This is a genomic window from Saccharopolyspora sp. NPDC049426, assembly GCF_040676935.1.
GTDB lineage: Bacteria > Actinomycetota > Actinomycetes > Mycobacteriales > Pseudonocardiaceae > Saccharopolyspora.
On sequence record NZ_JBFAPZ010000006.1, the window covers coordinates 237,081 to 261,909 of the forward strand.

Here is a 24,829-nt window from a genome sequence, read left to right on the forward strand (position 1 = left end):
AGATCACTCTCGCTTGCGGGGGTATCGCATCCCGGCCTGGCCCCTGACGGGCCGGAGAACCAACTCGCTCAGATCAGCGACGGGCCTTCTCGGCGGGGATGCGGTTGGTACTGCACGGAAGCGCGCTGTCGGTACTACTGCTCACGATCCCTCACCTCCCGAAGGTCATCCACCACAAGCGGTGGGCACTGCATCAGCCAACCGGGAACCATACTCCGTCCGGGTGGGCTGCTGACAACTGCGTCGAACTCACGTCACAGGTCGCAGCGATGGTAAGAACGCGAAAGCGGACCAGTCGACTAATTCGGGCACCCGGAAAGGGCTCCACTCGGGGGTCGATCCACCGATCGTCACGTACTCCGTCGGAGACGGGTAACCCGGCGGCATTCCCGCTCACTCGTTGCGGGGTAAACAATCCCAGGACTTGAGCGCCTCGGCCAAACCGGCGGTGAGCGCTCCATTTCGATCGAGTGTGGCGAAAGTCGCACCGTCCGCCCACATTGCGTCGGCGGCGTCGTCACCAGCGGAAAGCGCCCATTCGTTGCTCCGGCAGGAGTAGTCGAGGATCTCGAAGGTTCCGCGCGGAGCGGGGCGCTCGACCCGGCCGATGAGATCACCGACCGTGACGACGAGTCCGGTTTCCTCGAAAACCTCGCGCCGTACCGCCGAATGATCGGATTCTCCGTGCTCCACCCGGCCCCCGGGTATCGACCACTTGCCCCTGCCAGGATCATTGGCCCGCTTGACCAGGCACAACCTGCCTCGGGGGTCAAAAATGAGAGCTCCGACGCAGCGGATCACGGGATTCTCAGATACGATCATCAACACGGAGGGTAGTTGGTCCGGGCCTGCCCGGAAACGACTGACCCAAGTGCGGTACAAAGCTGCCGTAATGGGGCGGAGTGCGGTACAACGGATCAGCAGGCGCCTGTGCTACTCAAGGGCTTTTTCGGACGGGGTGCGTCACAGTGAACATGAAGAAAATCCTCACCTGGGCAGTGGTTGCTTTCCTCCTGTTCTTCTTGTTTTCCGCGCCGGACCAAGCCAGCAATGTCGTGAACGGCATCCTGGCCAGTCTTCGTGGGGCTGCAGAAGCTGTCATCACCTTCATGCAGAACCTCTTCCAGGGATAAGGCGAGAATCGCGGGGAGGCGGGTGCGTTGTTCGCTCCTAGGGATCCCGACGAGTACCTGCTGGACTCCGAACGCCGGGTGATCCGGGTTCGGCGTCACTGGGCCAGCTTGGTGTGGGACCTGTTCGAGGCGGCGGGGTTGCTCGTCGGGCTCGTGCTGGTGTCGTACCTGCTGCCCGCCGGCAGCTCCTGGCTGTTCCAGAACATCCTCTGGTACGCCGGTCTTGTCGTGCTGATCCGCTTCACCTACCAGGTTCTCGACTGGTACGTGGAGCGCATCGTGGTGACCGACAAGAGGTTCTTGATGACCACGGGGATCTTCACCACCAACGTGGCGATGATGCCGGTCACCAAGGTCACCGACCTGACCTTCCACCGCTCGCTGATGGGCCGGATGTTGGGGTACGGCACGCTGATCGTCGAGTCGGCGGGCCAGATCCAGGCGCTCAACCGGATCGAGTACGTCCCCAACCCGACCGAGGTCGAGGACGCGATCTCGGGCCTGGTGTTCGGTGACAAGAAGGGCCAGCAGCAGGACCGCTTCTCCATGCTGAAAGCCCGCCGCGCAGCGGTGGGCAAGCGGAAAGCGGCGAAGCTGTAGTTCTCGTGGTCCGGTGGTCCCGGCGTGTTCGGGATCACCGGCGCGAGTCCTCGTCGCGGCCGGTCATGGTTCACACTGAGGTGTGCTCATCGACCTGCACGCGCATTCCACCGAGTCAGACGGGACCGACACACCGGCGGAGCTGGTGGCGACCGCGGTCGCCGCCGGGCTGGACGCGGTCGCGATCACCGACCACGACACGACCGCCGGTTGGGCGGAAGCCGAACGCGCCGTGCGCGAACTCGGTCGTCCCGGAACGTTCCGGTTGGTCCCGGGTGCGGAGCTGTCCTGCTCCAGCCCCGACGGTCGTGGCGGCAGGGTCACGGTCCACCTGCTGGCCTACCTGTTCAACCCCTCGTCTCCCGCGCTCATGCAGGAGCAGTCGCGACTGCGCGTCGAGCGCCGCGAGCGGCTGCACCAGATGGCGCACCAGATGGCCTCCGACGGCTTCCCGATCGACCCCGAGGCGATCATGGCCGGGCTGCCGCCGGACTCCCCGGGCGGACGCCCGCACCTGGCGCGCGCGCTGGTCGCGGCCGGGACGGTCGCCAGCGTCGACGAAGCCTTCGCGAAGTACCTCAGCAGCAGCGGCAGCTACTACCTGCCGCGCACCGACACACCCGTGCACCGCGCCATCGACATGATCTCCGAAGCGGGCGGCGCGACCGTGCTGGCGCACCCCTTCGCCCACAAGCGGGGACCCGTGGTCAACGCCGAGGTCGTCGCCGAACTGGCCGATCACGGGCTCGCCGGGGTCGAGGTCGACCACCCCGACCACGACGAGCCCACCAGGGCGAAGCTGCGCGAGCTGGCCGCCGAGCTGGACCTGATTCCCACCGGCAGCAGCGACTACCACGGCACCAACAAGACGATCCGGATCGGCCAGGAGACCACGGCCCCCGACTCGTTGGAGCGAATCATCGCCCGCTGCACCGGGAGCAAGGTCATCAGCTGACCTGCCGGTCGGCCGTTCTGCGTAGTGTTGTCGGCGTGCAGCAGCAGCTCGGCCTGGAAGGCATTCCCGGGAAACTCGTGCGGGTCACCCCAGCCCGCCTGTCGACGTGGGCGGGATGCCCTCGCCGGTACCGCATGACCTACCTCGACAGACCCGCGCCGAAGCGCGGAGGGGCGTGGGCCAACGCCACGCTCGGCGCTGTCGTGCACAACGCGCTGAAGGCGTACTTCGAGCTGCGTCCGGAGAAGCGCACCCCGCAGCGGGCGGAGGTGCTGGTGCACCGGCACTGGAAGTCCGACGGGTTCGCCGACGCCGACCAGGCTGCCGAGCACCGGCGACGGGCGCAGCGCTGGGTCCACGACTACGTGGCGGAACTGCCGGCCGACTTCACCCCGGTTGCCATCGAGCGCTGGGTGTCGGCGCCGGTCGGCGAGATCATCGCCGAGGGCAGGGTGGACCGCGTCGACGAGCGGGACGGCGAGCTCGTGGTCGTCGACTACAAGACCGGCAGGCACGGGCTGCGGGTCGACGACGCGAAGAACTCGCTGGCACTGGGCTTGTACGCGCTCGCGGTGCGCAAAACCCTGCGTCGGCCGTGCAACCGGGTTGAGCTGCATCACCTGCCGACCGGTACGGTCGCTGCCTGGGATCACACCGCCGAGTCCCTCGACGGACTCCGGGAACGCGCCGAACGGCTGGCGGGTGAGCTCCAAGAGGCAACCGACGCACTGGAATCCGCGTCCCCGGGCTCCAGCACCGTTGCGGAGACGGCGTTCCCGGTCAGGACCGGACCGCACTGCTCCTGGTGCGATTTCCGGGCACACTGCACCGAGGGACAGCAGGCCGCACCGGATCTGCGACCCTGGTCGCTGCTGGGGGACGGATGAGCTTTCGACCGGAGGACGGGCCGATGCACGCACCAGCCCCGCAACGCCGCACACCGCCCCGCACGCGGCACATGCCGCCCGGCGACGGTGCGCGCCGGATGCCGCCCCCGCCTCGTCCGCGCCGCGCGGCTCCTGAGGCCCGGCACACCCGCCCGCACCGCCGCGAACTCGCCCGGTCCCGCCGGGTGAGCACCGCGGGCACCACCCTGCGCAGCTTCACCGGGGCGCTGGCGACGGGGTCCCTGGTGCTGGCGCTGGTGCTGATCGGCGTCCAGTTCTGGGCCACCTCGCACGGGCAGCAGGGGCCGGGTGTCGGCGCGGTGATCTCGCAGGTCGTCGCGGGTCTCGTCGCCGTCGCGCTGCAGACCTACGCCGACCGCCACCGCGACCGCAACGGCGGTCTGGCCGTGGTCGGCGTGCTGGTCGTGGTGCTGGGATCGCTCTGGTTCTGGTGGTGGTGACGGTCTGAGCACCGCCACCCACTCCGAAGGGCCTTCCGCGCGGGAGGCCCTTTTTCGCGGTCAGCGCAGCGCGATCAGGGTGTCGCCGCGCTGTTCCAGCACGACCGGTCCGACCGAGTTGAGCCGGACCGGGCCGGTGTAGCCGCCGCGGTCGACGGGGATGACGCGCTCGCGGGCACCGGTCACCGGGTCGAGGACGGCCATGCCGCCCTGCACCGGCATCACCAGCCGGTTCGCCAACGAGGTCCCCGCTCCCAGCGTGTCCGGGACGGTCCACAGCGGGTCGAGGGTCTTCGGGTCCAGCGCGATCGTGTCCGCCCCGGTGTGCCAGTAGATGCGGCGGCCGATCGCGGTGCTCTCGACCCGCACGTTGTCGTCGCCCGCGAGGGGGCCGGTGCGGACCGGGTGGGTGGCGACCACGCGGCCGGTGTTGTCGAACAGCACCAGCTGCGGGTCGTCGCGCATGACCACGGCGACGCGCTCCTCGGTCACCGCCACGACCGCGGCGTCCCGACTGCCGAGGGAGACGCTGAAGATCTCCTCGGGCTTCTCGTCGTCCTCGGGATGCGTCTTGATCGCGGTGACCCGGCCCGTCTCGCCGGGGCAGTTCTCGATGGCGCTCGCGCGCTCGTGCCCGACCGCGATCGAGGAGTAGGTGCACTCCGGGCGCTCGATGTTGTTCTTCGGGTTCTTCAGCTGCGGCGGGATGCCGTACTGCTGGGTGCGCACCAGGTCGGAGCGCCAGGTCTCGAAGGAGCGGCGGCCGGTGGCGGTCAGGTAGGTGCCGTCGCCGAGCAGCCGGGTGCCGAACTCGGCGTCGGTGTTGCGCTGCGGGCCGCGCTCACCGGTCGGTCCCCGCAGCGAGGTCACCTCGCTGCAGTTCTGCGACTTGGCGAAGACCGCGACGGCCCGGTCCCACTCGGTGCCGATCGTGCACAGCGGGATGTCACGCGCGTAGCGCCAGGCGACCCTGCCGGTCAGCGGGTCGTGGCCGAGGACCTCGTTGCCGTTGCCGGTGACCACGGCCGGTGCTGCGATCACCGGCACCGGGGTCGCCGCGCTCGGCGCCCGCCAGCTCTCGTGCAGGGCGCCCGGAACCGACGTCGGCACGGGTGGTTTGGGCAGCGGTTCGGCCGCGGTCTCCGAGATCGTCGCCCGGGCGTCGCTGTTGAACCACAGCACGCCCGAACCGATGAGCACGGCCACCACGATCACCGCGACCGCGACCAGGTCACCCCTGGTGCGCCGCTCCGGCCGGACCAAACCAACTCCCCCAAAGTCATCGACGGGCTCCCGGCCCGGAGCTTACCCGCGCTCGGAGAAGGGCCCTGACACGAAGAAATCTCGACCCCCTGTGGAGGTCGAGATTTCCGGGTGTTCGCAGGTCAGGCGTTGTCGGTGGACTCCGCGGAGCCCTCGCCGCCACGACGGCGGCGACGACGGCGGCGCGGACGGTCGCCCGCGTCGGTCGAGCCGGACTCGGCGGCGGCCGGGGCCTCCGACTGCTGCGCGCCGACCTCGGCGTTCACGTCGTCACCGCTGCGGGTGCGACGGCGGTTGCGGCGCCGGGTCGGGCGGGTCTCGGCGTCGGAGTCCTGCCGGGCACCGCTGGTCGGCTCGCCACCGCCCTCGGACTTGCCGCCGCGGGTGCGGCGACGGTTGCGGCGCGGGCGCTTGGCCTCGCCCGACTCGCCCTCCGACTCGGCGTCCAGCCCGGCGCGCGTGCGCTTGGCCAGCGGCAGCCGCCCGGTGACGTCGGTCGGGATGCTCAGGTCGGTGAACAGGTGCGCCGAGGTGGAGTAGGTCTCCACCGGCTCCGGCTTGCCCAGGCCGAGGGTGTCGCTGATCATCTTCCAGCGCGGTTCCTCGTCCCAGTCGACCAGCGTGATCGCCACGCCCTCGCGACCCGCGCGGCCGGTGCGGCCGATGCGGTGGACGTAGGTCTTCTCGTCGTCCGGGCACTGCAGGTTGATCACGTGCGTCACGCCGGCCACGTCGATGCCGCGAGCCGCGACGTCGGTGGCGACGAGGATGTCGACCTTGCCGGAGCGGAACGCGCGCAGCGCCTTCTCCCGGGCTCCCTGGCCCAGGTCGCCGTGCACGGCACCGGCGGCGAAGCCGCGCTCGGTGAGCTCGTCGGCCAGCTTCTGCGCCTGCCGCTTGGTGCGGCTGAAGACCATCGCGAGACCGCGGTCCTCGGCCTGCAGGGCCTTGGCGATCAGCTCGGACTTGTCCATCGAGTGCGCGCGGTAGATGAACTGCCGGGTGCGCTCGTGCACCGCGCCCTCGTCGGCCTGCTCGGCGCGGATGTGCGTCGGGCGGGTCATGAAGGTGCGGGCCAGGGTGAGGATCGGTCCGGGCATGGTCGCCGAGAACAGCATGGTCTGCCGCTGCTCGGGCACCATCCGCAGGATCCGCTCGATGTCGGGCAGGAAGCCCAGGTCGAGCATCTCGTCGGCCTCGTCGAGCACGAGCGTGGAGACCTTGCCCAGCACCAGGTGGCGCTGCTCGGCCAGGTCCAGCAGGCGGCCCGGGGTGCCGATGACCACGTCGACGCCGTTGCGCAGCGCGGAGATCTGCTCCTCGTACGGGCGGCCTCCGTAGACGGCGAGGGTCCGCACGCCCAGGTGCTTGCTCGCGTCGGTCAGGTCGCGGGTGACCTGCAGGCACAGCTCGCGGGTCGGGACCACGATCAGGGCCTGCGGGGTGCCGTCGCCGGCACCGCCCACGCGGTGCAGCAGCGGAACGCCGAAGCCCAGGGTCTTGCCGGTTCCGGTGCGGGCCTGGCCGATGAGGTCTTCGCCGCGCATGGCCAGCGGGAGCGTCAGCTCCTGGATCGCGAAGGTCCGCTCGATGCCGCCGTCGTTGAGCGCCTTGACGATGTCCGGGTGGACGTCGAGTTCGGCGAACGTCGGCGGGAGGTGCTCTTCGGTCGCCTCGTCCGCGGGACTGTTGGAGATGTCGGGGGCGCCGCCCCCGGTCTGATCTTCTAGGCCACTAGGGGCCTGGGTGTTCGTGAACGTCAGAATGATCGCCTCTCTCGGTACCTGCGCGCGTTCCTCCCGGTTCGGGCCGATCCCGTGGCGACGTCCTCCCGGCACACGGCGGCCGCTGTTCCGCGGCTGCTCGGAGTGCTCGTGGTCACCGACGTAATGGTGCGCGCCTTCGTTTCGCTACAGCGGCGAATACCCCGCTGGCTGGTTCGTTGTCTCATCGGCATCGCATGCGCGCCAAGGCCGTCGAGCCGTTCGCTCGAGCCGCGTCGCGCCGACATGTCCGGGGCCGTCTCGCTCGGGCGCCCGTCGCCCGGACCGTGACGTTTCGGGGAGCCGACCCCACGGTGTTCGACCGCGTCGTCTGGACGCCGATTGCTCCTCCGAGGCCGAGGATACCTGTTCTTCAGCCAAAACTGACGTGGCGCGTATAACTCGGGCGTGCCGACGGTTACGCTCGCAGCCATGAACGAGGCTGACCAGCGGGCCACGATGCCGGGTGAAAGTGACGAACGTTACCAGGAAGGCGTCGTTGACCTGCTCGCGGCGCTGGCCTACGGCGAGCTCTCGGCGTTCGACCGCCTGGCCGAGGACGCGCGCACCGCGCCGACGCTGACCGGCCGAGCGGCGCTGTCGAGCATGGCGGCGGCCGAGATCGGCCACTACCGGATGCTGGAGCAGGCGCTGGCCGCGCGCGGGGTCGCGGTGGACGAGGCGATGCAGCCCTTCGCCCAGCCCTTCGAAGCGTTCAACTCCTCCACGGCGCCGCACTCGTGGCTGGAGTCGCTGGTCAAGGCCTACGTCGGTGACGGCCTGGCCGCGGACTTCTACCGCGAGGTCGCCGAGTGGCTGGAGGCCGACACGCGCGAGCTGGTGCTGACGGTGCTCGCCGACACCGGCCACTCCGCGTTCGCCGAGCGCGAGGTCCAAGCGGCCTGCGCCGACGACCGCTCGCTGCGCGACAAGCTGACGCTGTGGGGGCGCCGCCTGCTGGGCGAGGCGATCACCCAGGCCCAGTTCGTGGTCGCCGAGCGCGACGCGCTGGCCGAGCTGATCATCACCGGCTCGGGGGACCTCACCGGCATCGGTGCGATGTTCCGCCGCCTGCAGAGCAACCACACCAAGCGCATGGGACGGCTGGGCCTGGGCTGATCAGCCGCTGCCGCCGCTACCCCGCACCGGCGAGGTGACGGCCGCGGAGATCCGATTCGCTCTTAGCGAATGGGCAGATCCGGTGCCCTGCGGGGTGGCTGGGATAGCCTTGCGCAGTCACATCGTTTCTAGTGCCCAACGGAGGTTCGGCGTGGAGGTCAAGATCGGCGTCGTGGACAGTCCGCGCGAGCTGACGGTCGACAGCGGGCAGTCCCCGCAGGAGATCGAATCGCTGGTCTCCGACGCGCTGAAGAACGAGGCGAGCGTGCTGGCGCTGGACGACAGCAAGGGACGGCGCATCATCATCCCGTCGACCAAGATCGCCTACATCGAGATCGGACCGGCGGACGTGCCGCGCGTGGGCTTCGGGGTCGGCTGACACCCGATTCGAGCTGGTCGAGGGGCGTCCCGGGTTTCCGGGCTGCCCCTCGACGCGTTTCAGCCGAGCTCTTCGTCGGGGACGGCCTCCAGGTAGGTCTCGTCGAGCAGGTCGAGGTTCTCGTCCGGGTCGAGGACCAGCCCGGCCGAGCGCAGCACGCCGTCGATGCCCGACCAGATGACCTGCGCCAGGTAGGTGGTGAGGTCTTCGCGGCTCATCGTCTGCCGGTCCAGCCACCAGTCGCCGCTGGCCTGCACGAGACCGACCAGGCCGTGGCTCCACACCTCGACGCCGCCGGAGTCCAGCCCCAGCGCGCGCATGTAGCGGCCGAGCAGCCTGGCCAGCGAGTTGGCGATGACGGTCTTCTCGTTGGACACCGGGTCGGTGGCGACGGGCCGGTCGGTGAAGTTGCGCTGCACGACGAACCGGTAGAGGTCCGGGTACTCCTCGATGAGGCCCAGGTAGGCGTCGAGCAGCCGCCGGATGAGCTCGTTGGCGGAGCCGTTGACCTTGAACAGCGGCCGGAGCCGCTGCATCAGCAGGTCGGTGCCCCACTCGCCGACGGCGACGTAGAGGTCGCTCTTGTCGCTGAAGTGCCGGTAGAGCACGGGTTTGCTGACGCCGGCCTCGGCGGCGATGTCGTCCATGCCGACTTCCGCGCCGTGCTCGCCGATCGCGCGAACGGCCGCTTGGACGAGTTCGGCGCGCCGGGCTAGCCGGTGCTCGCGCCACCGCTCCTTGCGGGCGTCGCCCTTGTGCTCGTCGTTTCGGACAGCCTTGACATGCCGGGCACTGTGACTCACGCTACCTGAGGTTACTGTTACCGCCGGTAACACGCAATCTTGATGGAGCGGAATTGCAGACGGTTACTCCCGCCGAGTTCACCACCAGCGACGGCGCCCGGCTGCGGCTGATCGACGAGGGCCCCGCTGACGCCCCGGTCACCGTGGTGTTCGTGCACGGCTGGACGCTGAGCAAGCACACCTGGGACCGCGTCGCCGCCGGACTGCCCGCTGCGGCCGGACGCAACGTGCGCACCCTGCGCTACGACCTGCGCGGCCACGGCGGCAGCCGCCCGGCCGAACCCGGTGACGCCACCATCCGCCGTTGCGCGGACGACCTCGCCGAGCTCATCGCCGACCGCGTGCCCGAGGGCGAGCTCGTGCTCGCCGGGCACTCGATGGGCGGCATGACGATCATGGCGCTCGCCGAGCAGCACCCGCAAGTGTTCGACCGCGTGCGCGGGGTCGCGCTCGTGGCGACCTCCTCGGGCAACCTCGCCGAGCCCAGCTTCGGCCTGCCCAAGCCCGGTGCGGACGTCTTCAACGCCGGTGAGCGGGCGCTGCGCCGCTACCTGGCGGGTGCCAAGGGGCAGCGGGTCAGCCCTGCCTCGGGCTGGCTGCGCCCAGGTGTCCGGTGGCTGCTGTTCGGCAAGCGGCCCCAGTCCGACGACGTGGCGGCCACGGCGTCCTGGCTGGCCGGGTGCCACCCGGTGAACATGGCCGGCTATCGCGAGTCGCTCGCCGCGCACGAGCGCGCCGAGGCCGTGGCCAAGCTCGAGGGCATCCCGACCCTGATCTTCGCGGGCCTCTCGGACCGGCTCACCCCGCGGGACCACGCGGAGAAGATCGCCGAGACCCTGCCGAGCGCCGAGCTCTACCTCTACCCGGGAGCGGGTCACATGCTCCCGCTGGAGCGCACGGAGGAACTCACCGCGCGCCTGGCCACGCTGCTCTGACGTCACCCGACCAGGGAGTGGATTCGAATTTCGCGCGAAATTCGAGTGGGAAAGTTCGGACTCAGATTTCGCGCGAAGTTCGAATCCCACCTCGAGAACTGCTCTGACCTGCGCGGACGAGCCCGAGTGCGGGTTTTGTTCGCGTGAAGTGCGGATTCGCGTCGGGTCAGGGGGTCTGGAGCGGGAAGCCCGCCAGGCCCTTCCAGGCGAGGGTGGACATCAGGTTGACGGCCTCCTCGCGGGGGATCTTCTGCTGCTCGTCGAGCCAGTCCCGGGCGGTGACCTGGGCGAGGCCCACGAGTCCCACCGCGAGGAGGCGGGCTCGGGCGGCGTCCAGCCCGGCGTCGGTGGTGACGGCCTCGGTGATCGCGTCGATGCAGCCGGAGAGCGACTTCTCGACGGCCTTCTCCACGGCGGGCTCACCGCGCAGGTCGGATTCGAACACGAGCCGGAACGCCTGGTCCTCGCTGGCGACGAACTCGTAGAACACGCCGATGGTTGCGCGCACCCGCAGCTTGTTGTCGGCGGTCGATTCGATGGCCGTGCGGACCCGGCGGACGAGCTCGTTGCCGTGGGTCTCCAGCAGCGCCAGGTACAGCTCCAGCTTGCCGGGGAAGTGCTGGTAGAGGACCGGTTTGCTCACTCCCGCGCGCTCGGCGATGTCGTCCATCGCCGCAGCGTGGTAACCGTTGTGCACGAACACGTACTGGGCAGCTTCGAGCAGCTGCGCCCGGCGCGCGTCGCGCGGCAACCGGATTCCCTTGTTCGGCTGCGCGGTCCCGGTCATCCTCGCCTCTTCCTTCCGCCGCGATCGGTGGCCATGCAGCCCCCAAACTTCCCCGACTCTACTCGCCAGTAAAGGCGCTTACCGCAATCCGTCCGGTTGGGACTGCATCCTGTACCGATGACGACGCGTGCGACCGACGTGAACCTGCACCGGCCTGCGAGGCGGAACCGGCTGGATCGCGACGCCCTGACGCGGGTGCCGCTGGTCGACGGCCTCCCCGCGCTGGATCCCCACCTGCGTCCGCCGGAGGGCCGCAAGGTCGACCTGCCCGCGGCCGACGGGTCCGGTTCGGCCTGGTTGCACCTCCGCGAGACGGAGGGGCCGCCCGGCGCCGAGACCGCCGTTCACCTGCACGGGCTCGCCGGGTCCTCGACGAACTGGACCGACCTGTCGGCCCAGATGTCCGGTCACCTGCGCAGCGTCGCGGTGGACTTGCCCGGTTTCGGCCGCTCGCAGCCCCCGGCCGGCTTCGGCTACACGCGGCAGGAGAACGCCGACCTGATCATCCGGCTGCTGACCGAGCTCGGTGCCGGTGCGGTGCACCTGACCGGCAACTCCTTCGGCGCGGCCGTGGCCATCGAGGTCGCCGTGCGCCGCCCGGACCTGGTCAGCACGCTGACGGTGATCTCCCCGGCGATGCCGGACCTGCGGCCGAGCCCGAGCCGGATCTCCGATCCGCGGCTGGCCCTGGCGCTGCTGCCGCTGATCGGCCCGCCCACTCGCCGCAGGCTCGCGGAGGTCACCCCGAGGGAGCGGGCCGAGCAGCTGGTCCGGGTGTGCTTCGCCGAGCCGGACCGCATCCCGCCGCACCGCCTGGACGAGGCGGCGGAGGAGTTCGCCGAGCGCGCGAGCCTGCCGTGGGCCACCGCCGCGCTGGCCCGCACGACCGTGGAGCTGATGCGCTCCTGGGTCTCGCCGCCCGCGCGCTCGCTGTGGCGGTTGCTGCCCCGCGTCGACGCCCCCGCCCTGGTGATTTGGGGTGACAACGATCGGGTGGTTTCAGTGCGCAAGGCACCACGCACGGCGACGCTGCTCCCGCGAGGACGGCTGCTCGTGCTGCCGCGCACCGGTCACGTCGCCCAGTTGGAGCGTCCTGCGATGGTGGCCCGCGCGATCTTGGGACTCGCGCTGTCCGACACCTGGTGAAACCCGCTCTTACGCAACAAGGGTGATCTTTTCGGGGGCGCTCACCCCTAGTGGTCGGTGTGACGGAGTTGGCTGGTCGGGCTGTGGCACGCTATTGGGGTGAACCGCCCGCCGCAGCCCTCCAACGACTCCGTGGAAGACCGCCATCCGGCGGACCGTTCCGCGCGCGAGTCGCGTGGTCTCGCGGACCGGACGCGGCGGCGCGGTGAAGCACCCAGGGACGAGCCGCTGGCCGCCTCCTGGACGCCCGAGCCGACCAAGGGCCACTACCGAGCCAGGCACCGCAAGAGCGCCCTGGGCCGCTACGGCTGGCGGGTCTACGCGCTGCCGCTGCTGGTGGTCATCACCGCGCTCGCGGTGCTGCAGACCGTGCGCCCGGGCGACGTCAACGCCGCGCTGACCGGTCCGCCGCCGATCGCCGAGCAGGGGCCGGGCGAGCCGATCGTCCGCGAGGCACCGCCGAGCCAGACCTACCCGGTCAACATGTTCTCCGCCGACCTGCCTCCCGGCGGCCCGATCCCGGAGACCGGTGCCCGCACCTTCCAGGTGCTGCCCGGCACGTCACCGGTCGTGGGCTCCGGGCAGCTCTACCGCTACAGCGTGGAGCTGGAGGTCGGCGTGCAGCTCCCCGATCCCAACGCCGAGTTCGGCAACCTGGTGCAGACGACCCTGTCGGACCCGCGCAGCTGGACGAACCCGGAGGCCGGTGGCATCTCGCTGCAGCGGGTCGACTCCAGCGGTCCGCGCCCGGACTTCCGGGTGATCCTGGTCAGCCAGCAGACGGCCCGCGAGGCCTGCGACTACACCGCCGGCGTGCCCTACGACAGCTCGTGCCGTAAGGGCGACATGGTCTACCTCAACGTGGCCCGGTGGGTTCGCGGCGCGGTGTCGTTCGAAGGTGACATCGGCAACTACCGCCGCTACGCCATCAACCATGAGGTCGGCCACGTCTTCGCCAACAAGCACGTCGGCTGCCCGGGTCAGGGCGCGCTGGCGCCGGTGATGATGCAGCAGACCTTCAGCGTCGCCAACAACGAGCTGCACGACCTCAACCAGGTCGCCGACCAGGGCACGACGATCGACGCGAACGGTTTCGTCTGCCGCCCGAACGCCTGGCCGTTCCCGGTCGCGCCCGGCTTCTAGGCACGGCCTCCCGCGAGCGGTCGCCGTCCCGGATGCTGGGAGTAGTTTGGGTTGGGGAATCGGATCGTTCAGGCTTGCGTTGCAGATTCCGTGTTGCCTGCACGTCAACACGTGGACGCTTTGAGGCACCGGCCGCTCTCGCAGCGAGCGGTGCCGCCACCAGAGGAGGAGCTGGGAATGTCCGGCGCAACGTCGCTACCGCCGCTGGTCGAGCCGGCGTCGGAGCTGACCAAGGAAGAGGTCGCGCGCTACAGCCGCCACCTGATCATCCCGGACGTCGGGATGGACGGGCAGAAGCGGCTGAAGAACGCCAAGGTCCTGGTGGTCGGCGCCGGCGGGCTCGGTAGCCCGGCGCTTCTGTACCTGGCCGCGGCCGGGGTCGGCACGCTCGGCATCGTCGAGTTCGACGAGGTCGATGAGTCGAACCTGCACCGCCAGGTCATCCACGGGCAGTCCGACCTGGGCCGCCCGAAGGCCGAGTCGGCGAAGGACTCCATCGCCGAGGTCAACCCCTACGTCCAGGTCAACCTGCACCAGACGCACCTGACCTCGGACAACGCCCTGGACATCTTCCGGGACTACGACCTGATCCTGGACGGCACGGACAACTTCGCCACCCGGTACCTGGTCAACGACGCCGCCGTGCTGCTGGGCAAGCCGTACGTGTGGGGTTCGATCTTCCGGTTCGAGGGCCAGGCCAGCGTGTTCTGGGCCGAGCACGGGCCGCAGTACCGCGACCTCTACCCCGAGCCGCCGCCGCCCGGCATGGTGCCGTCGTGCGCCGAGGGCGGCGTGCTGGGCGTGCTGTGCGCCTCCATCGGTTCGATCATGGTCAACGAGGCCATCAAGCTGATCACCGGCATCGGTGAGACGCTGCTGGGCCGGCTGATGATCTACGACGCGCTGGAGATGAGCTACCGCACCGTCAAGATCCGCAAGGACCCGAACGCCGACCCGATCAACGAGCTGATCGACTACGAGGCGTTCTGCGGCGTGGTCTCCGACGACGCGCAGCAGGCGGCGGCGAACAGCACCATCACGCCGCAGGAGCTCAAGGACATGTTCGATCGGGGCGAGAAGTTCGAGCTGATCGACGTCCGGGAGCCGCACGAGTACGAGATCGTCAAGATCGACGGCTCGACGCTGATCCCCAAGGACCGCATCCTCTCCGGTGAGGCGCTGTCCGAGCTGCCGCAGGACCGCAAGATCGTCCTGCACTGCAAGTCCGGCGGCCGTTCCGCCGAGGCGCTGGCGGCGCTGCACAAGGCCGGCTTCGCCGACGCCGTCCACGTCGGTGGCGGTGTGCTGGGCTGGGCCAACCAGGTCGACAAGAGCCTGCCGACCTACTGATCGAAGTCACGCCGAAGCGGTGCACCGGTTCTCGAAGATCCGGTGCACCGCTGTTCGTGCAGGGGCGTGGCGGAGCCGGGTTCTGCCACCGGCACCGCCGAGCAAAGCAACCACGAGAACCGTTCCATGCGGAGCGCCTGCTGCCGAATCCGCGATCTTCGAGGTAGCGTCTGCCGCGTGAGTGCTACGCCGGAGCCGCCACCGCCGCACGTGTGCGCGGCGTTCGGGGCGCGTGTCGAAGAGCCCGAGGCGCTGGAGGGCGCGGTCGCGTGGCGTTGCGGCGAGATCGTGCTCAAGCCGGCCGCCAACACCGCCGAAGCCGCGTGGGTCGCGCAGACCCTCGACGTGCTGGAACCCGACGACGTCCGGGTCTCGCGCCCGGTCCGCTCGACCGACGGCCGCTGGGTGGTGTCGGGCTGGTCCGCCAGCCGCGACGTCATGGGCCGTCCCGAGCCGCGGCACGACGAGGTCGTGGCCATGTCGCTGCGGCTGCACGCGGCCAGCAGGTACCTGTCCCGTCCGCGTTTCCTGCAGCTGCGCCAGGACATCTACGCGCTGTCCGACCGGATGGCGTGGGGCGAGGAGGACTACGCGCTGCCGCAGGAGAAGGGCGGCAGGCTCTACGACGTGCTGGCCGGTTCGCGGCGCCCGGTGCAGCTGCAGGCGCAGGTCGTGCACGGTGATCTGTTCGGCAACGTGCTCTTCGCCGGCGACGCCTCGCCCGGGGTGATCGACTTCAACGCCTACTGGCGGCCCGCCGAGTGGGCTGCGGCCGTGGTGGTCGTGGACTCGCTGGCCTGGGGGGGAGCCGACCCGGCGATCGTCGAGCGCTGGTCGCACCTGACCGACTGGCCGCAGGCGTTGCTGCGCGCCCTGCTGTTCCGGCTCGCGGTGCACGCGCTGCACCCGCGCTCATCTGCGAAGACGCTCACGGGCTTGGAGCGGGCCTCGAAGGTCGTGCTCGAAGTCCTGTGACGCGCTTCGCCTCGGTTCACGCGGGTGGTTGTGTGACGATGGGCGCGTGCAGGACGTTCTGAGCGGTTTCACGGTCGGGATCACGGCGGAGCGCAAGGCCGAGGAGATCGGCAACTTGCTGGCCCGCCGAGGTGCTCGCGTGCTGTTCGGCGCCGCGATGCACACGGTTCCGCTGCCGGAGGACGGCGAGCTCGCCGTCGCCACCGAGCGGGTGCTCTCGGCTCCGGTGGACTTCGTCGTGGCGATCACCGGCATGGGTTTCCGGGGCTGGTTCGAGGCTTCGGGCGATGCGCTGACGGCGCATCTCGGCGATGCCCGGGTGGTGGCGCGGGGCGCGAAGGCCAAGGGCGCGGTGCGCGGGGCCGGGCTGCGCGAGGAGTGGACCTCGCCGACGGAGGAGTCCGCCGAGATCCTCGCCTACCTGCTGGAGCAGGGCGTGGCGGGCAAGCGGATCGTGCTGCAGGTCCACGGCGACCCGATGCTCGAATTCCGCCGCGCGCTCTCCGAAGCCGGCGCCGAGGTCGTCCCGGTCACGGTCTACCGATGGACCGACCCGGTCGAGCTGGAGCCGCTGGACCGCCTCATCGACGCGGTCATCGCGGGAGAGGTGGACGCACTGCCGTTCACCAGCGCTCCTGCCGCGACGAACTTCCTGGCCCGCGCCGAACGCACCGACCGGGGTGAGGCGCTCCGAAAGGCGCTGCGCGACAACGTCCTCATCGCCTGCGTCGGCCCGGTCACCGCGGCGCCCATCGTCAAAGCCGGTCTGCCCCACGCGATCCCGGACCGAGCCCGCACGGCGGCCCTGGTCCGCCTCATCACCGAGCAGCTGCCCAGCCGGGATGCCTGACGCCGATTCGAATTTCGCGCGAAATTCGAACCGGAACTTCCGCATTCGAATTTCGCGCGAAATTCGAATCACCACCCCGCGAAGCGGCCCTGACCTCGGCAGACACGTGGGGGTGTCGCACTTCGGGTGAGGTGGGTCAGTGCTTCCAGCGGTGTTGGCTCATGTTGACGCGGCCGTCCCTGGCGAGGACGCCTTCGGCGCGGAGGAGTTCGAGCTGCCGGTGGCGGATGTGGTCGGCGACGGTGCCGTTGGAGCGCAGCACGCGGTGCCAGGGCAGGTCGGCGGTGTCCTCGGACATGATCCGCCCGACGAGCCGCGCGGACCGGAGTCCGGCGAGCTCGGCGACGTCGCCGTAGGAGAGCACCCGGCCAGGGGGGATCGACGCGACCACGGCCCGGACCCGTTCGAACGTCTCCTCATCCACACACCGGAAACTACCGCACGGCTGAGCGCTCCCGATCGCCTCGCGGACGGTTGTGGTCCGAACCGCCCATGATCGATGTCGCTCTTGCCGGTCAATCCGGACCAAAACCGCCCATGGGAAAACGGCCCGCCCCCGGGTGGACGGGGCGGGCCGTTGTTGAGGGGACCGAGCGTCAGCCCTGGAAACCGGCGACGATCTTGGAGAAGTCCCAGTCCTGCTGGTCGATGCCGCTGCAGGAGTCCACGGCACCGCCGCTGCACGGGCGGTCGCGGTTGACCGACCAGAAGGTGAAGCGGCCGAGGCCCTTCTCCTTGGCGTAGTCCGCCATCTTCTGGAACGCGGCCTGGTCGACGAGCTCGCCCTCGACGTCGGTCTTGCCGTTCATCGACGAGATGCCGGAGTGCGCGTAGGCGTCGGCGTCGTCGTAGCCGAAGGCGGCCTTCAGCGCTTCCTTGAGGCCCTCGGTCGCGGAGATGGTGTCCGCGGCCATGTCGGAGCCGTTGAAGTCGAACGGCATCTGCGTCCACACGTCGATGTTCGCGCCGATCTCGGCGGCCTTGGCGAACATCGCCTTGCCGTTCTCGTTCGGTCCGGTGGTGGTGGTCGGGAAGGTGACCACGGTCAGCAGGCCGGGGTTGGCCTCCTTGACGATCTTCAGCGCCTCGACGACCTTGTCGCGGGAGGCCTGGCCCTCGAACTCGGTGGCCTCGATGTCGACGTCGATGGCCTTGAGGCCGTAGGCGTCGATCAGCTTCTGGTAGGCCGCGGCCAGCTGCTGGGCGTCGCCGCACACCTCGCCGAGCTTGGTGCCGGAGTAGCCGCCGATGGACGGGATCACGTCGCCGCCGGCGCCGCGGATCGCGTCGATGGTGGCCTTGTCCTGGCCGTCGAGGGGGCGCTGACCGTCCCAAGCGGGGTTGCAGCCGCCGTCGGAGTTGATGAAGGCGAGGGTGAAGTCCTTGATGCCGGTCGCGTTCATGACGTCGGCGGGAGCGGGCGGGCTGCCCCAGCCGTTGTACAGGTACGGCGAGGCGGCGACCGGGCTGGTGGCGGCGCTGGGCTCTTCGGCGCTGAGCGCCGGGGCCGCGCCGATGGCCAACGTGCCGAGAACGGCGGCGCCGGCGAGCAGGCTCGTGCGGATCTTGCTCACGCTTCCTCCTTCTTCGGGGTTGCGTCGCGCGATCGGGGCTGCGCGAATTCGCAGGTCACGGGCGGGGGAGGCCCGCGATGGGAGGAAATCTGCCAGACCGCAAAATTGGTTTGCACCACCAAACGTCGGAGCACGATCCCAGCATTCACAGTTGGAAATCCCGGAGAACTCGGGCACATTCCGGCGTGCCCGGAACCGATCTTGTCGCCTCGGCGTGGTTCCATTCGGTGCGTGCCTCCCGCGACTTCGCCCGTGCTCGTGCGCCGCGCCGAGACCGCGCGCCGCGCCACGACCTGGGACGTAGCGGGTCGCCGCGCGCTGGAGCACTCCTTCGGATTCCTGCGCGTGCTGGGAGGTCCGGGCACGGGGAAGTCGACGCTGATCGCCGAGATCGCGGCCGACCGGATCCGAAACCGGGGAGTGTCACCGGAGAACGTCCTCGTGCTCACCTCCAGCCGCCGCGCGGCGTCGTGGATGCGCACCGAGATCACCCGGTTGCTCACCGGATCCGGCGAGGACGTGCGCACCGCCCCGGAACCGCTCGTGCGCACCGTGCACTCCTACGCCTTCGCCGTCCTGCGGCTGCAGGCGGTGCGCGACGAGCTCCCGCCGCCGCAGCTGCTCAACGGCCCCGACCAGGACGCCCTGGTCCGCGAACTGCTGGAAGGTGACGTCGAGCAGGGCGCCCCCGACTGGCCGGAGCCCCTGCAACCCGCCCTGACCGTCCCGGGCTTCGCCGAGGAGCTGCGGGACCTGCTGCTGCGCGCGGCCGAACGCGGCGTCGACCCGGACCGGCTGATCGCCCTCGGCCGCGAGCACGGACGCCCCGAATGGGTTGCCGCGGGACGGTTCGGCCGCCAGTACGAGCAGGTCACGCTGCTGCGCGGCGCCGGGGGATCGCAGGCCCCGGCCCTGGACGCCGCCGAGCTCGTCGGCTCTGCGCGCCTGGCCTTCGCCACCGACTCCGGGCTGCTCATGGCCGAGCAGGACCGGGTCCGGTACGTGCTGGTCGACGACGCGCAGCACCTGGACCCGCAGCAGTACCGGCTGATCCGCACGCTCGGCGACACCGCCACCGAGTTCATCCTGGCCGGTGACCCGGACCAGTCCGTCTACACCTTCCGCGGCGCCGACCCGCGCTGCCTGCTCGACGCCGATCCCGGCGGCACCGACACCACCGTGCTCACGGTCGATCACCGCATGTCGAAGTCGGTGCGAGAAGCGGTGCAGCGCTTGGCCTCCCGGCTGCCCGGCCACGGGCCGCAGCGCCGCCTGGTCGAACCCGAACCGGAGTCCGAGCAGGACGAGACGGCGAGCGGTTCGGTGCAGGTGCGGTTGCTGGCGACCGAGGCGCAGGAAGCGGCGTGGGTCGCCGACCAGCTCCGCCGCGCGCACCTGCTCGACGAGATCCCCTGGTCGCGGATGGGTGTGGTGGTGCGCTCGACGGGCCGGTCGCTGCCGGTGCTGCGGCGCGCGCTGCTGGCCGCCGGGGTGCCGATCGCGCTGCCGGTGGACGACGTGCCACTGCCCCACCGCGCCGCGGTCCGTCCACTGCTGACGCTGCTGCGGTGCGCGGTCCGCCCGCACGAGCTCGACGCCGACGCTGCTGCGGTGCTGCTGTCCTCGCAGCTCGGCGGCGCCGACCCGCTGGCGCTGCGCCGGTTGCGGCGAGGTCTGCTGCGCCTGGAGTCGGCGTCGGGCGGCAGTCGTCCCAGCGGTGAGCTGCTGGTCGAGGTGCTGCGCGACGGCGACCGGCTGGCCGCGCTGGAGGACTCGGCCGCCGAACCCGCCCGCCGCGTCGCGGCTCTGCTGCGCACCGCGCAGGAGTCGGCGGACAAGGGGCAGAGCGTCGAGGAAACCCTGTGGCGGGTGTGGAAGGCCAGCGGGCTGGAGAAGCGCTGGGTCGCCCAGTCCGAGCGCCACGGCGTCACCGGCGCGCAGGCCGACCGCGACCTGGACGCGATCGTGGCGCTGTTCGACGCGGCGGCCCAGTTCGTCGACCGGTCACCCGGCAACGACGCGGCCGGGTTCGCCGACTACCTCACCGACCAGCAGATCGCCGGGTCCTCGCTGGCGCCGACCGCGCCGCGCGACAACGCGGTCCAGATCCTCACCGCGCACGCCGCGACCGGCCAGGAGTGGGACGTGGTGGCGGTCCCGGGCGTGCAGGAGGGCAGCTGGCCCGACCTGCGGCTCCGCGGATCGCTGCTGGGCGTGGAGCACCTGGTGGACGTGCTGTCGGGGATGACCGCGGAACGGGTGTCGGCGACGGCCCCGCTGCTGGCCGAGGAGCGCCGGCTGCTGCTGGTCGCCGCGAGCCGTGCCCGGCGCAGCCTGCTGGTCAGCGCGGTGCGCGGCGAGGACGAGCAGCCTTCGCGGTTCCTCGACGAGCTCGACGGCGTGGAGAGCGATCCGGATTCGGCGGAACGCCCGATCGCCCGCCCGGAGCGCGGTCTCACGCTGGCCGACCTGGTCGGTGAGCTGCGCCGGGTGGTCTGCGACTCCGAGGAGCCGGAGGAGCGCAGGCGCCGCGCGGCGGGGCAGCTCGCCCGGCTCGCCGCCGACGGCGTGCCCGGCGCGGACCCCGACGCCTGGTACGGCCTGCCCGCACCGTCCACCGACGCGCCGCTGATCACCGGCGACGACCCGGTCAAGGTCTCGCCCTCCACAGTGGACATCCTCGCGAAGTGCCCGCTGCGCTGGCTGGTCGAGCGCAACGGCGGCCAGGACACGGCCGAACTCGCCGCCGTCACGGGGACTCTCGTGCACGCGCTGGTGCAGGCCGCCGCCGACGGCGCCGACACCGCCCAACTGCACCAGGCCCTCGACGAGGCGTGGCAGACCATCGATGCCGGAGCGCCGTGGTTCTCCCGCAAGGAGCGCAAGCGCGTCGAGGGGATGCTCAACGCCTTCGTCGTCTGGCTGGTGCAGTCCCGCGCCGAACTCACCCAGGTCGGCGTGGAACGCGACCTCGACGTCACCGTGCAGGGCCGCGAAGGCGGACCCTGGCTGCGGCTGCGCGGCCGGGTCGACCGGCTCGAATCCGATTCCTCGGGACGGCCGGTCGTCGTCGACGTCAAGACGGCGAAAGCGCCGGTCAGCAAGGGTGATGCCGAAGAGCACCCGCAGCTGGCCGTCTACCAGCTCGCCGCCGCCCTCGGTGCCTTCGGCGACGAGCAGGAGCCCGGGGGAGCCCGGCTGCTCTACGTCGCCAAGTCCGACCGCAAGGGCTCGGCGACCGAACGCGCGCAGGAACCGCTCGACCAGGAGAAGATCAAGGTGTGGCTCGACGTCGTGCACAGCGCCGCCGAGGCCAGCCTCGGACCGGCCTACGTGGCCAGCGAGAACACCGACTGCCCGCGCTGCCCGGCGCGCACCAGCTGCCCGGTTCACCCCGCAGGTAGGCAGGTTTCGCAGTGATCAGTCCACAGCGGATCGCCCAGGCGCTGGGCTTGCACCAGCCCACGCCCGAACAGGCCGAGGTCATCGCCGCACCACCCGAACCGGCGCTGGTGGTGGCCGGTGCCGGGGCGGGCAAGACCGAGACCATGGCCGCCCGCGTGGTGTGGCTGGTCGCCAACCAGCTGGTCACGCCCGAGCGCGTGCTGGGTCTGACGTTCACCCGCAAGGCTGCCCGGCAGCTCGCCGACCGGGTCCGCGCCCGGCTGCGCAGGCTCGCCGGGTCGGGCCTGCTCGACGAGGTCGACCCGAGCGGGCAGTTGCGGTCGGCGGTGCTCACCGAAGAACCGACCGTGCTGACCTACCACGCCTACGCCGGGCGCATCGTCGGCGAGCACGGGCTGCGCGTGCCGGTGGAGCCGGGCGCGCGGCTGCTCACCGCGACCGCCTCCTGGCAGCTCGCGCACCGCGTGGTGGCGAGCTGGACCGAAGACCTCGACACCGACAAGGTGCCGACCACGGTCACCAGCTACCTACTGGCGCTGGCCGGTGAGCTCGCCGAGCACCTCGTGAGCCCGGACGAACTGCGGGTGCACGCGGAGAAGCTCTGCGAGGCGGTGGAGAACGCGCCCCGGGCCAAGGGCCAGCGCGCCAACCTGCCGCAGGACCTGGTGAAAGTCGTCGCCGCGCAACGGCTCCGGACCGCGATGCTGCCGCTGGTCGAGGAGTACGCGCAGCGCAAGCGCCGCGAAGGCGCGATGGACTTCGCCGACCAGATGTCGCTGGCGGCCAACCTCGCCGCGGGCCACCCCGAGGTCGTCGAGGGCGAACGGGCCCGCTACGGCGCCGTGCTGCTCGACGAGTACCAGGACACCGGACACGCCCAGCGCGTGCTGCTGCGCTCGCTGTTCGGCGGTGATTCGGCGTCGCTGCCGGTGACGTCGGTGGGCGACCCGGCGCAGGCGATCTACGGCTGGCGCGGTGCGAGCGCGGCGAACCTGCCCCGGTTCACCAACGACTTCCCGCGCACCGAGGCCGACCACCCGGCTCCCGCGCACCGCTACGGACTGCTGACCAGCTTCCGCAATCCCGAAGAGGTGCTGCGGATCGCCAACGCGGTGTCCGAACCGCTGCGCAGGGTCGGCCTGGAGGTCGACGAGCTCCGCGCTCGCGAAGGCGCCGAGGACGGCGACATCCGGGTGCTGCTGGCCGAGCACGTCCGCGCCGAGCGCGAGTGGGTGGCCGACCGGATCCACGCCCAGTGGCAGGCCTCGATCGACGAGACGGGCCGCCCGCCGACCGCCGCCGTGCTGGTGCGCCGCCGCGCCGACATGGCCGACATCGCGGTCGCGCTGCGGGAACGCGGTCTTCCGGTGGAGGTCGTCGGCCTCGGCGGGCTGCTGGACGAGCCGGAGGTGCGCGACCTGGTCAGCGCGCTCCGGCTGCTCGTCGACCCGCTCGCAGGCACGGCCGCGGCCCGGCTGCTGACCGGTTCGCGCTGGCGGATCGGCGCCGCCGACCTGGCGGCGCTGTGGGAGCGGGCGCGGGAGCTCGGCACGCAGTTCTTCGGCGAACCCGAGTCGGACGACGCCTCGGCGGTGGTCCACGCCGCGCTGCCCGGTGAGAACGCCGAGCAGGCGGGCCTGGCGGACGCCCTCGACGACCCCGGCAGGCCGGAGCGCTACTCCGAGCAGGGCTACGACCGCATCCGCAGGCTCGGCGGCGAGCTGGCCGCCCTGCGACGCCGCCTGGACCAGCCGCTTCCCGAGCTGGTCGCCGACGCCGAGCGCACGCTGCTGCTGGACATCGAGAGCCTGGCCCGGCCGGGCGGTGTAGGCCGCATCCACCTCGACGCCTTCGCCGACGTGGTCACCTCGTTCGCCACGGCCAGCCCGTCGGCGACGCTGCCGTCGCTGCTGGACTACTTCGCCGCCGCCGAGCGCGCCGAGGACGGTCTGGAACCCGGTGAGGTCGAGGTCGCCGACGATCGCGTGCAGATCCTCACCGTGCACGCGGCCAAGGGCCTGGAGTGGCAGGTCGTGGCCGTTCCGCACCTGGTCAACGACGTCTTCCCCGGCAAGCGCAAGTCCTCGTCGTGGCTGCGATCGGTGACCTCGCTGCCCGCAGAGCTGCGCGGTGACGCACCCGACCTGCCCAAGCTCGACGTGGACCGGCTGAACGGACTGGACCGCAAGGAGCTCAGCGAGGCGCTGGGCATCCACGACGAGGAGTTCGAAGCGCGGCGGCTGGCCGAGGAGCGCCGCCTGTTCTACGTCGCGGTGACCCGCTCGGAGCGCACGCTGCTGCTGTCGGGGCACTGGTGGGGCGAGAACGGCGACCGGCCCAAGGGCCCGTCGGACTTCCTCACCGAGACCGCCGAGGTCGTGCACGGCGACCGCGTCGGCGTCATCGACGAGTGGTGCCCGACTCCCGACGAGGACGCCGAGAACCCGCTGGCTGACGAGGTCCGCTCCGCCGAGTGGCCGGTGGATCCGCTGGGGCCGCGTCGCGAAGCCGTCGCCGAAGGCGCGGAGCTGGTCCGCGCGGCCCTGTCCGCCGCGGATTCGATCGAGGTGGACGAGGACCCCGACGGCTGGGCGCGCGACGTCGACGTCCTGCTGGCGGAGCGGGCCGCCGCCGCGCAGCGACGCGAGCAGGTCCGGCTGCCCGATCACCTGTCGGTCAGCCAGCTCGTCGAGCTCGCCGGTGACACCGACGCGCTGGCCCGCAGGCTGCGGCGGCCGCTGCCGTACCCGCCGAACCCGATGACCCGCCGCGGAACCGCGTTCCACGCCTGGCTGGAGCACCGGTTCACCTCCTCGGCACTGCTGGACGTCGACGAACTGCCCGGTGCCGCCGACGATTCGGCTCCGCTGCGCGAGGACCTCGCCGAGTTGCAGAAGGCGTTCCTCGAAGGCTCCTGGGCCGACAGGACCCCGCACCGCGTCGAGGTGCCGTTCGAGACGCAGGTGGAGGGCATCGTCCTGCGCGGCCGGATGGACGCCGTCTTCGCCGATCCCGACGGCGGCTGGACCGTCGTGGACTGGAAGACCGGTGGAGTGCCCAACGGCGACCAGATCCCGTCGCTGTCGGTGCAGCTGGCCGCGTACCGGTTGGCGTGGGCGGAGCTGTCGAAGACCCCGCTGGAGAAGGTCCGGGCCGCCTTCCACTACGTCCGCCACGACTACACGCTGCGACCTGCGGATCTCCGGGATTCGGAAGGTCTTCGCGAGCTCATCACCGCGGTCCCGAAGAACCCGGAAATGAGTACACGTTCGGGTGGCGGAGCTTGAGTTCGGCGTGCGCG

Annotated in this window: 22 protein-coding genes; 15 read left to right on the plus strand and 7 right to left on the minus strand. The window is 70.9% G+C overall.

Annotated features, from left to right (window positions below):
• Positions 1 to 393: 393 nt before the first annotated feature.
• Positions 394 to 822 carry an NUDIX domain-containing protein gene (locus tag AB0J78_RS15240; protein ID WP_363789531.1) on the minus strand — a complete coding sequence of 143 codons (429 nt, stop codon included), beginning with the start codon at positions 820 to 822 and terminating at the stop codon, positions 394 to 396.
• Between the two features lie 146 nt (positions 823 to 968).
• Here AB0J78_RS15240 and AB0J78_RS15245 point away from each other — a divergent pair, with 146 nt between their 5' ends.
• The 5 genes from AB0J78_RS15245 (at position 969) to AB0J78_RS15265 (ending at position 4,036) form a co-directional block, all read left to right on the plus strand.
• Positions 969 to 1,133, plus strand: coding sequence for a hypothetical protein (locus tag AB0J78_RS15245; RefSeq protein WP_165939939.1), 165 nt, complete (start codon positions 969 to 971; stop codon positions 1,131 to 1,133).
• A gap of 27 nt (positions 1,134 to 1,160) precedes the next feature.
• The gene (locus AB0J78_RS15250) at positions 1,161 to 1,733 is read left to right on the plus strand and encodes a PH domain-containing protein (protein WP_363789532.1); all 573 of its coding nucleotides are present in this window, start codon (positions 1,161 to 1,163) and stop codon (positions 1,731 to 1,733) included.
• A gap of 82 nt (positions 1,734 to 1,815) precedes the next feature.
• Positions 1,816 to 2,688 (plus strand): PHP domain-containing protein, encoded by an 873-nt coding sequence (locus AB0J78_RS15255; protein WP_363789533.1) that lies wholly within the window; start codon positions 1,816 to 1,818, stop codon positions 2,686 to 2,688.
• Between the two features lie 35 nt (positions 2,689 to 2,723).
• Positions 2,724 to 3,575 carry a PD-(D/E)XK nuclease family protein gene (locus tag AB0J78_RS15260; protein ID WP_363789534.1) on the plus strand — a complete coding sequence of 284 codons (852 nt, stop codon included), beginning with the start codon at positions 2,724 to 2,726 and terminating at the stop codon, positions 3,573 to 3,575.
• A gap of 23 nt (positions 3,576 to 3,598) precedes the next feature.
• The gene (locus AB0J78_RS15265) at positions 3,599 to 4,036 is read left to right on the plus strand and encodes a hypothetical protein (protein WP_363789535.1); all 438 of its coding nucleotides are present in this window, start codon (positions 3,599 to 3,601) and stop codon (positions 4,034 to 4,036) included.
• Between the two features lie 60 nt (positions 4,037 to 4,096).
• Here the strand turns inward: AB0J78_RS15265 and AB0J78_RS15270 are convergent, their stop codons facing one another.
• Both AB0J78_RS15270 and AB0J78_RS15275 read right to left on the minus strand, forming a co-directional pair.
• The gene (locus AB0J78_RS15270) at positions 4,097 to 5,299 is read right to left on the minus strand and encodes a hypothetical protein (protein ID WP_363789536.1); all 1,203 of its coding nucleotides are present in this window, start codon (positions 5,297 to 5,299) and stop codon (positions 4,097 to 4,099) included.
• 122 nt (positions 5,300 to 5,421) lie between these two features.
• Positions 5,422 to 6,996, minus strand: a complete 1,575-nt coding sequence (locus AB0J78_RS15275) for a DEAD/DEAH box helicase (RefSeq protein WP_363789750.1) — start codon at positions 6,994 to 6,996, stop codon at positions 5,422 to 5,424.
• Between the two features lie 498 nt (positions 6,997 to 7,494).
• On the opposite strand from AB0J78_RS15275, the gene AB0J78_RS15280 reads away from it, so the two are divergent.
• Both AB0J78_RS15280 and AB0J78_RS15285 read left to right on the plus strand, forming a co-directional pair.
• Positions 7,495 to 8,181: a ferritin-like fold-containing protein gene (locus AB0J78_RS15280; protein WP_363789537.1), complete on the plus strand. Its 687-nt coding sequence runs from the start codon at positions 7,495 to 7,497 to the stop codon at positions 8,179 to 8,181.
• Between the two features lie 151 nt (positions 8,182 to 8,332).
• The gene (locus AB0J78_RS15285; RefSeq protein ID WP_132672916.1) at positions 8,333 to 8,560 is read left to right on the plus strand and encodes a DUF3107 domain-containing protein; all 228 of its coding nucleotides are present in this window, start codon (positions 8,333 to 8,335) and stop codon (positions 8,558 to 8,560) included.
• Positions 8,561 to 8,619: 59 nt separating this feature from the next.
• On the opposite strand, the gene AB0J78_RS15290 is transcribed toward AB0J78_RS15285, so the two are convergent.
• Entirely contained in the window at positions 8,620 to 9,363 is a 744-nt protein-coding gene (locus tag AB0J78_RS15290) for a TetR/AcrR family transcriptional regulator (protein ID WP_363789538.1), read from the minus strand.
• Positions 9,364 to 9,416: 53 nt separating this feature from the next.
• On the opposite strand from AB0J78_RS15290, the gene AB0J78_RS15295 reads away from it, so the two are divergent.
• Positions 9,417 to 10,298 carry an alpha/beta hydrolase gene (locus AB0J78_RS15295; protein WP_363789539.1) on the plus strand — a complete coding sequence of 294 codons (882 nt, stop codon included), beginning with the start codon at positions 9,417 to 9,419 and terminating at the stop codon, positions 10,296 to 10,298.
• Positions 10,299 to 10,464: 166 nt separating this feature from the next.
• On the opposite strand, the gene AB0J78_RS15300 is transcribed toward AB0J78_RS15295, so the two are convergent.
• Complete coding sequence (locus tag AB0J78_RS15300; protein ID WP_363789540.1) at positions 10,465 to 11,085, minus strand: TetR/AcrR family transcriptional regulator; 621 nt, start codon at positions 11,083 to 11,085, stop codon at positions 10,465 to 10,467.
• A 117-nt stretch (positions 11,086 to 11,202) separates the two neighbouring features.
• On the opposite strand from AB0J78_RS15300, the gene AB0J78_RS15305 reads away from it, so the two are divergent.
• The 5 genes from AB0J78_RS15305 to AB0J78_RS15325 all read left to right on the plus strand — a co-directional run bounded on the left by AB0J78_RS15305 (position 11,203) and on the right by AB0J78_RS15325 (position 16,549).
• Positions 11,203 to 12,231 (plus strand): alpha/beta fold hydrolase, encoded by a 1,029-nt coding sequence (locus tag AB0J78_RS15305; RefSeq protein WP_363789541.1) that lies wholly within the window; start codon positions 11,203 to 11,205, stop codon positions 12,229 to 12,231.
• 99 nt (positions 12,232 to 12,330) lie between these two features.
• Positions 12,331 to 13,374, plus strand: a complete 1,044-nt coding sequence (locus AB0J78_RS15310) for a DUF3152 domain-containing protein (protein WP_363789543.1) — start codon at positions 12,331 to 12,333, stop codon at positions 13,372 to 13,374.
• 177 nt (positions 13,375 to 13,551) lie between these two features.
• On the plus strand, positions 13,552 to 14,724 hold the full coding sequence (gene moeZ, locus AB0J78_RS15315; protein ID WP_363789544.1) for an adenylyltransferase/sulfurtransferase MoeZ: 1,173 nt from the start codon (positions 13,552 to 13,554) through the stop codon (positions 14,722 to 14,724).
• 177 nt (positions 14,725 to 14,901) lie between these two features.
• Positions 14,902 to 15,699, plus strand: coding sequence for a TIGR02569 family protein (locus tag AB0J78_RS15320; RefSeq protein ID WP_363789545.1), 798 nt, complete (start codon positions 14,902 to 14,904; stop codon positions 15,697 to 15,699).
• Positions 15,700 to 15,745: 46 nt separating this feature from the next.
• Positions 15,746 to 16,549: a uroporphyrinogen-III synthase gene (locus AB0J78_RS15325; protein ID WP_363789546.1), complete on the plus strand. Its 804-nt coding sequence runs from the start codon at positions 15,746 to 15,748 to the stop codon at positions 16,547 to 16,549.
• Positions 16,550 to 16,685: 136 nt separating this feature from the next.
• Here AB0J78_RS15325 and AB0J78_RS15330 read toward each other — a convergent pair whose 3' ends face one another.
• Both AB0J78_RS15330 and AB0J78_RS15335 read right to left on the minus strand, forming a co-directional pair.
• Entirely contained in the window at positions 16,686 to 16,973 is a 288-nt protein-coding gene (locus tag AB0J78_RS15330) for an MGMT family protein (RefSeq protein WP_363789547.1), read from the minus strand.
• Positions 16,974 to 17,145: 172 nt separating this feature from the next.
• On the minus strand, positions 17,146 to 18,123 hold the full coding sequence (locus AB0J78_RS15335; RefSeq protein WP_363789548.1) for a chitinase: 978 nt from the start codon (positions 18,121 to 18,123) through the stop codon (positions 17,146 to 17,148).
• 231 nt (positions 18,124 to 18,354) lie between these two features.
• On the opposite strand from AB0J78_RS15335, the gene AB0J78_RS15340 reads away from it, so the two are divergent.
• Together AB0J78_RS15340 and AB0J78_RS15345 are read left to right on the plus strand one after the other, a co-directional pair.
• A complete protein-coding gene (locus AB0J78_RS15340; protein WP_363789549.1) occupies positions 18,355 to 21,543 on the plus strand; it encodes an ATP-dependent DNA helicase in 3,189 nt (1,062 codons plus the stop codon).
• Entirely contained in the window at positions 21,540 to 24,815 is a 3,276-nt protein-coding gene (locus tag AB0J78_RS15345; RefSeq protein ID WP_363789551.1) for a UvrD-helicase domain-containing protein, read from the plus strand. The genes AB0J78_RS15340 and AB0J78_RS15345 overlap by 4 nt, the downstream gene beginning before the upstream one ends.
• The last annotated feature ends 14 nt before the right edge of the window (positions 24,816 to 24,829 follow it).

Coding starts and splice junctions, on each gene's coding strand:
- AB0J78_RS15240 (WP_363789531.1), bottom strand. CDS start 822: ATGATCGTATCTGAGAATCCCGTGATCCGCTGCGTCGGAGCTCTCATT.
- AB0J78_RS15265 (WP_363789535.1), top strand. CDS start 3,599: ATGCACGCACCAGCCCCGCAACGCCGCACACCGCCCCGCACGCGGCAC.
- AB0J78_RS15280 (WP_363789537.1), top strand. CDS start 7,495: ATGAACGAGGCTGACCAGCGGGCCACGATGCCGGGTGAAAGTGACGAA.
- AB0J78_RS15300 (WP_363789540.1), bottom strand. CDS start 11,085: ATGACCGGGACCGCGCAGCCGAACAAGGGAATCCGGTTGCCGCGCGAC.
- AB0J78_RS15305 (WP_363789541.1), top strand. CDS start 11,203: ATGACGACGCGTGCGACCGACGTGAACCTGCACCGGCCTGCGAGGCGG.
- moeZ (WP_363789544.1), top strand. CDS start 13,552: ATGTCCGGCGCAACGTCGCTACCGCCGCTGGTCGAGCCGGCGTCGGAG.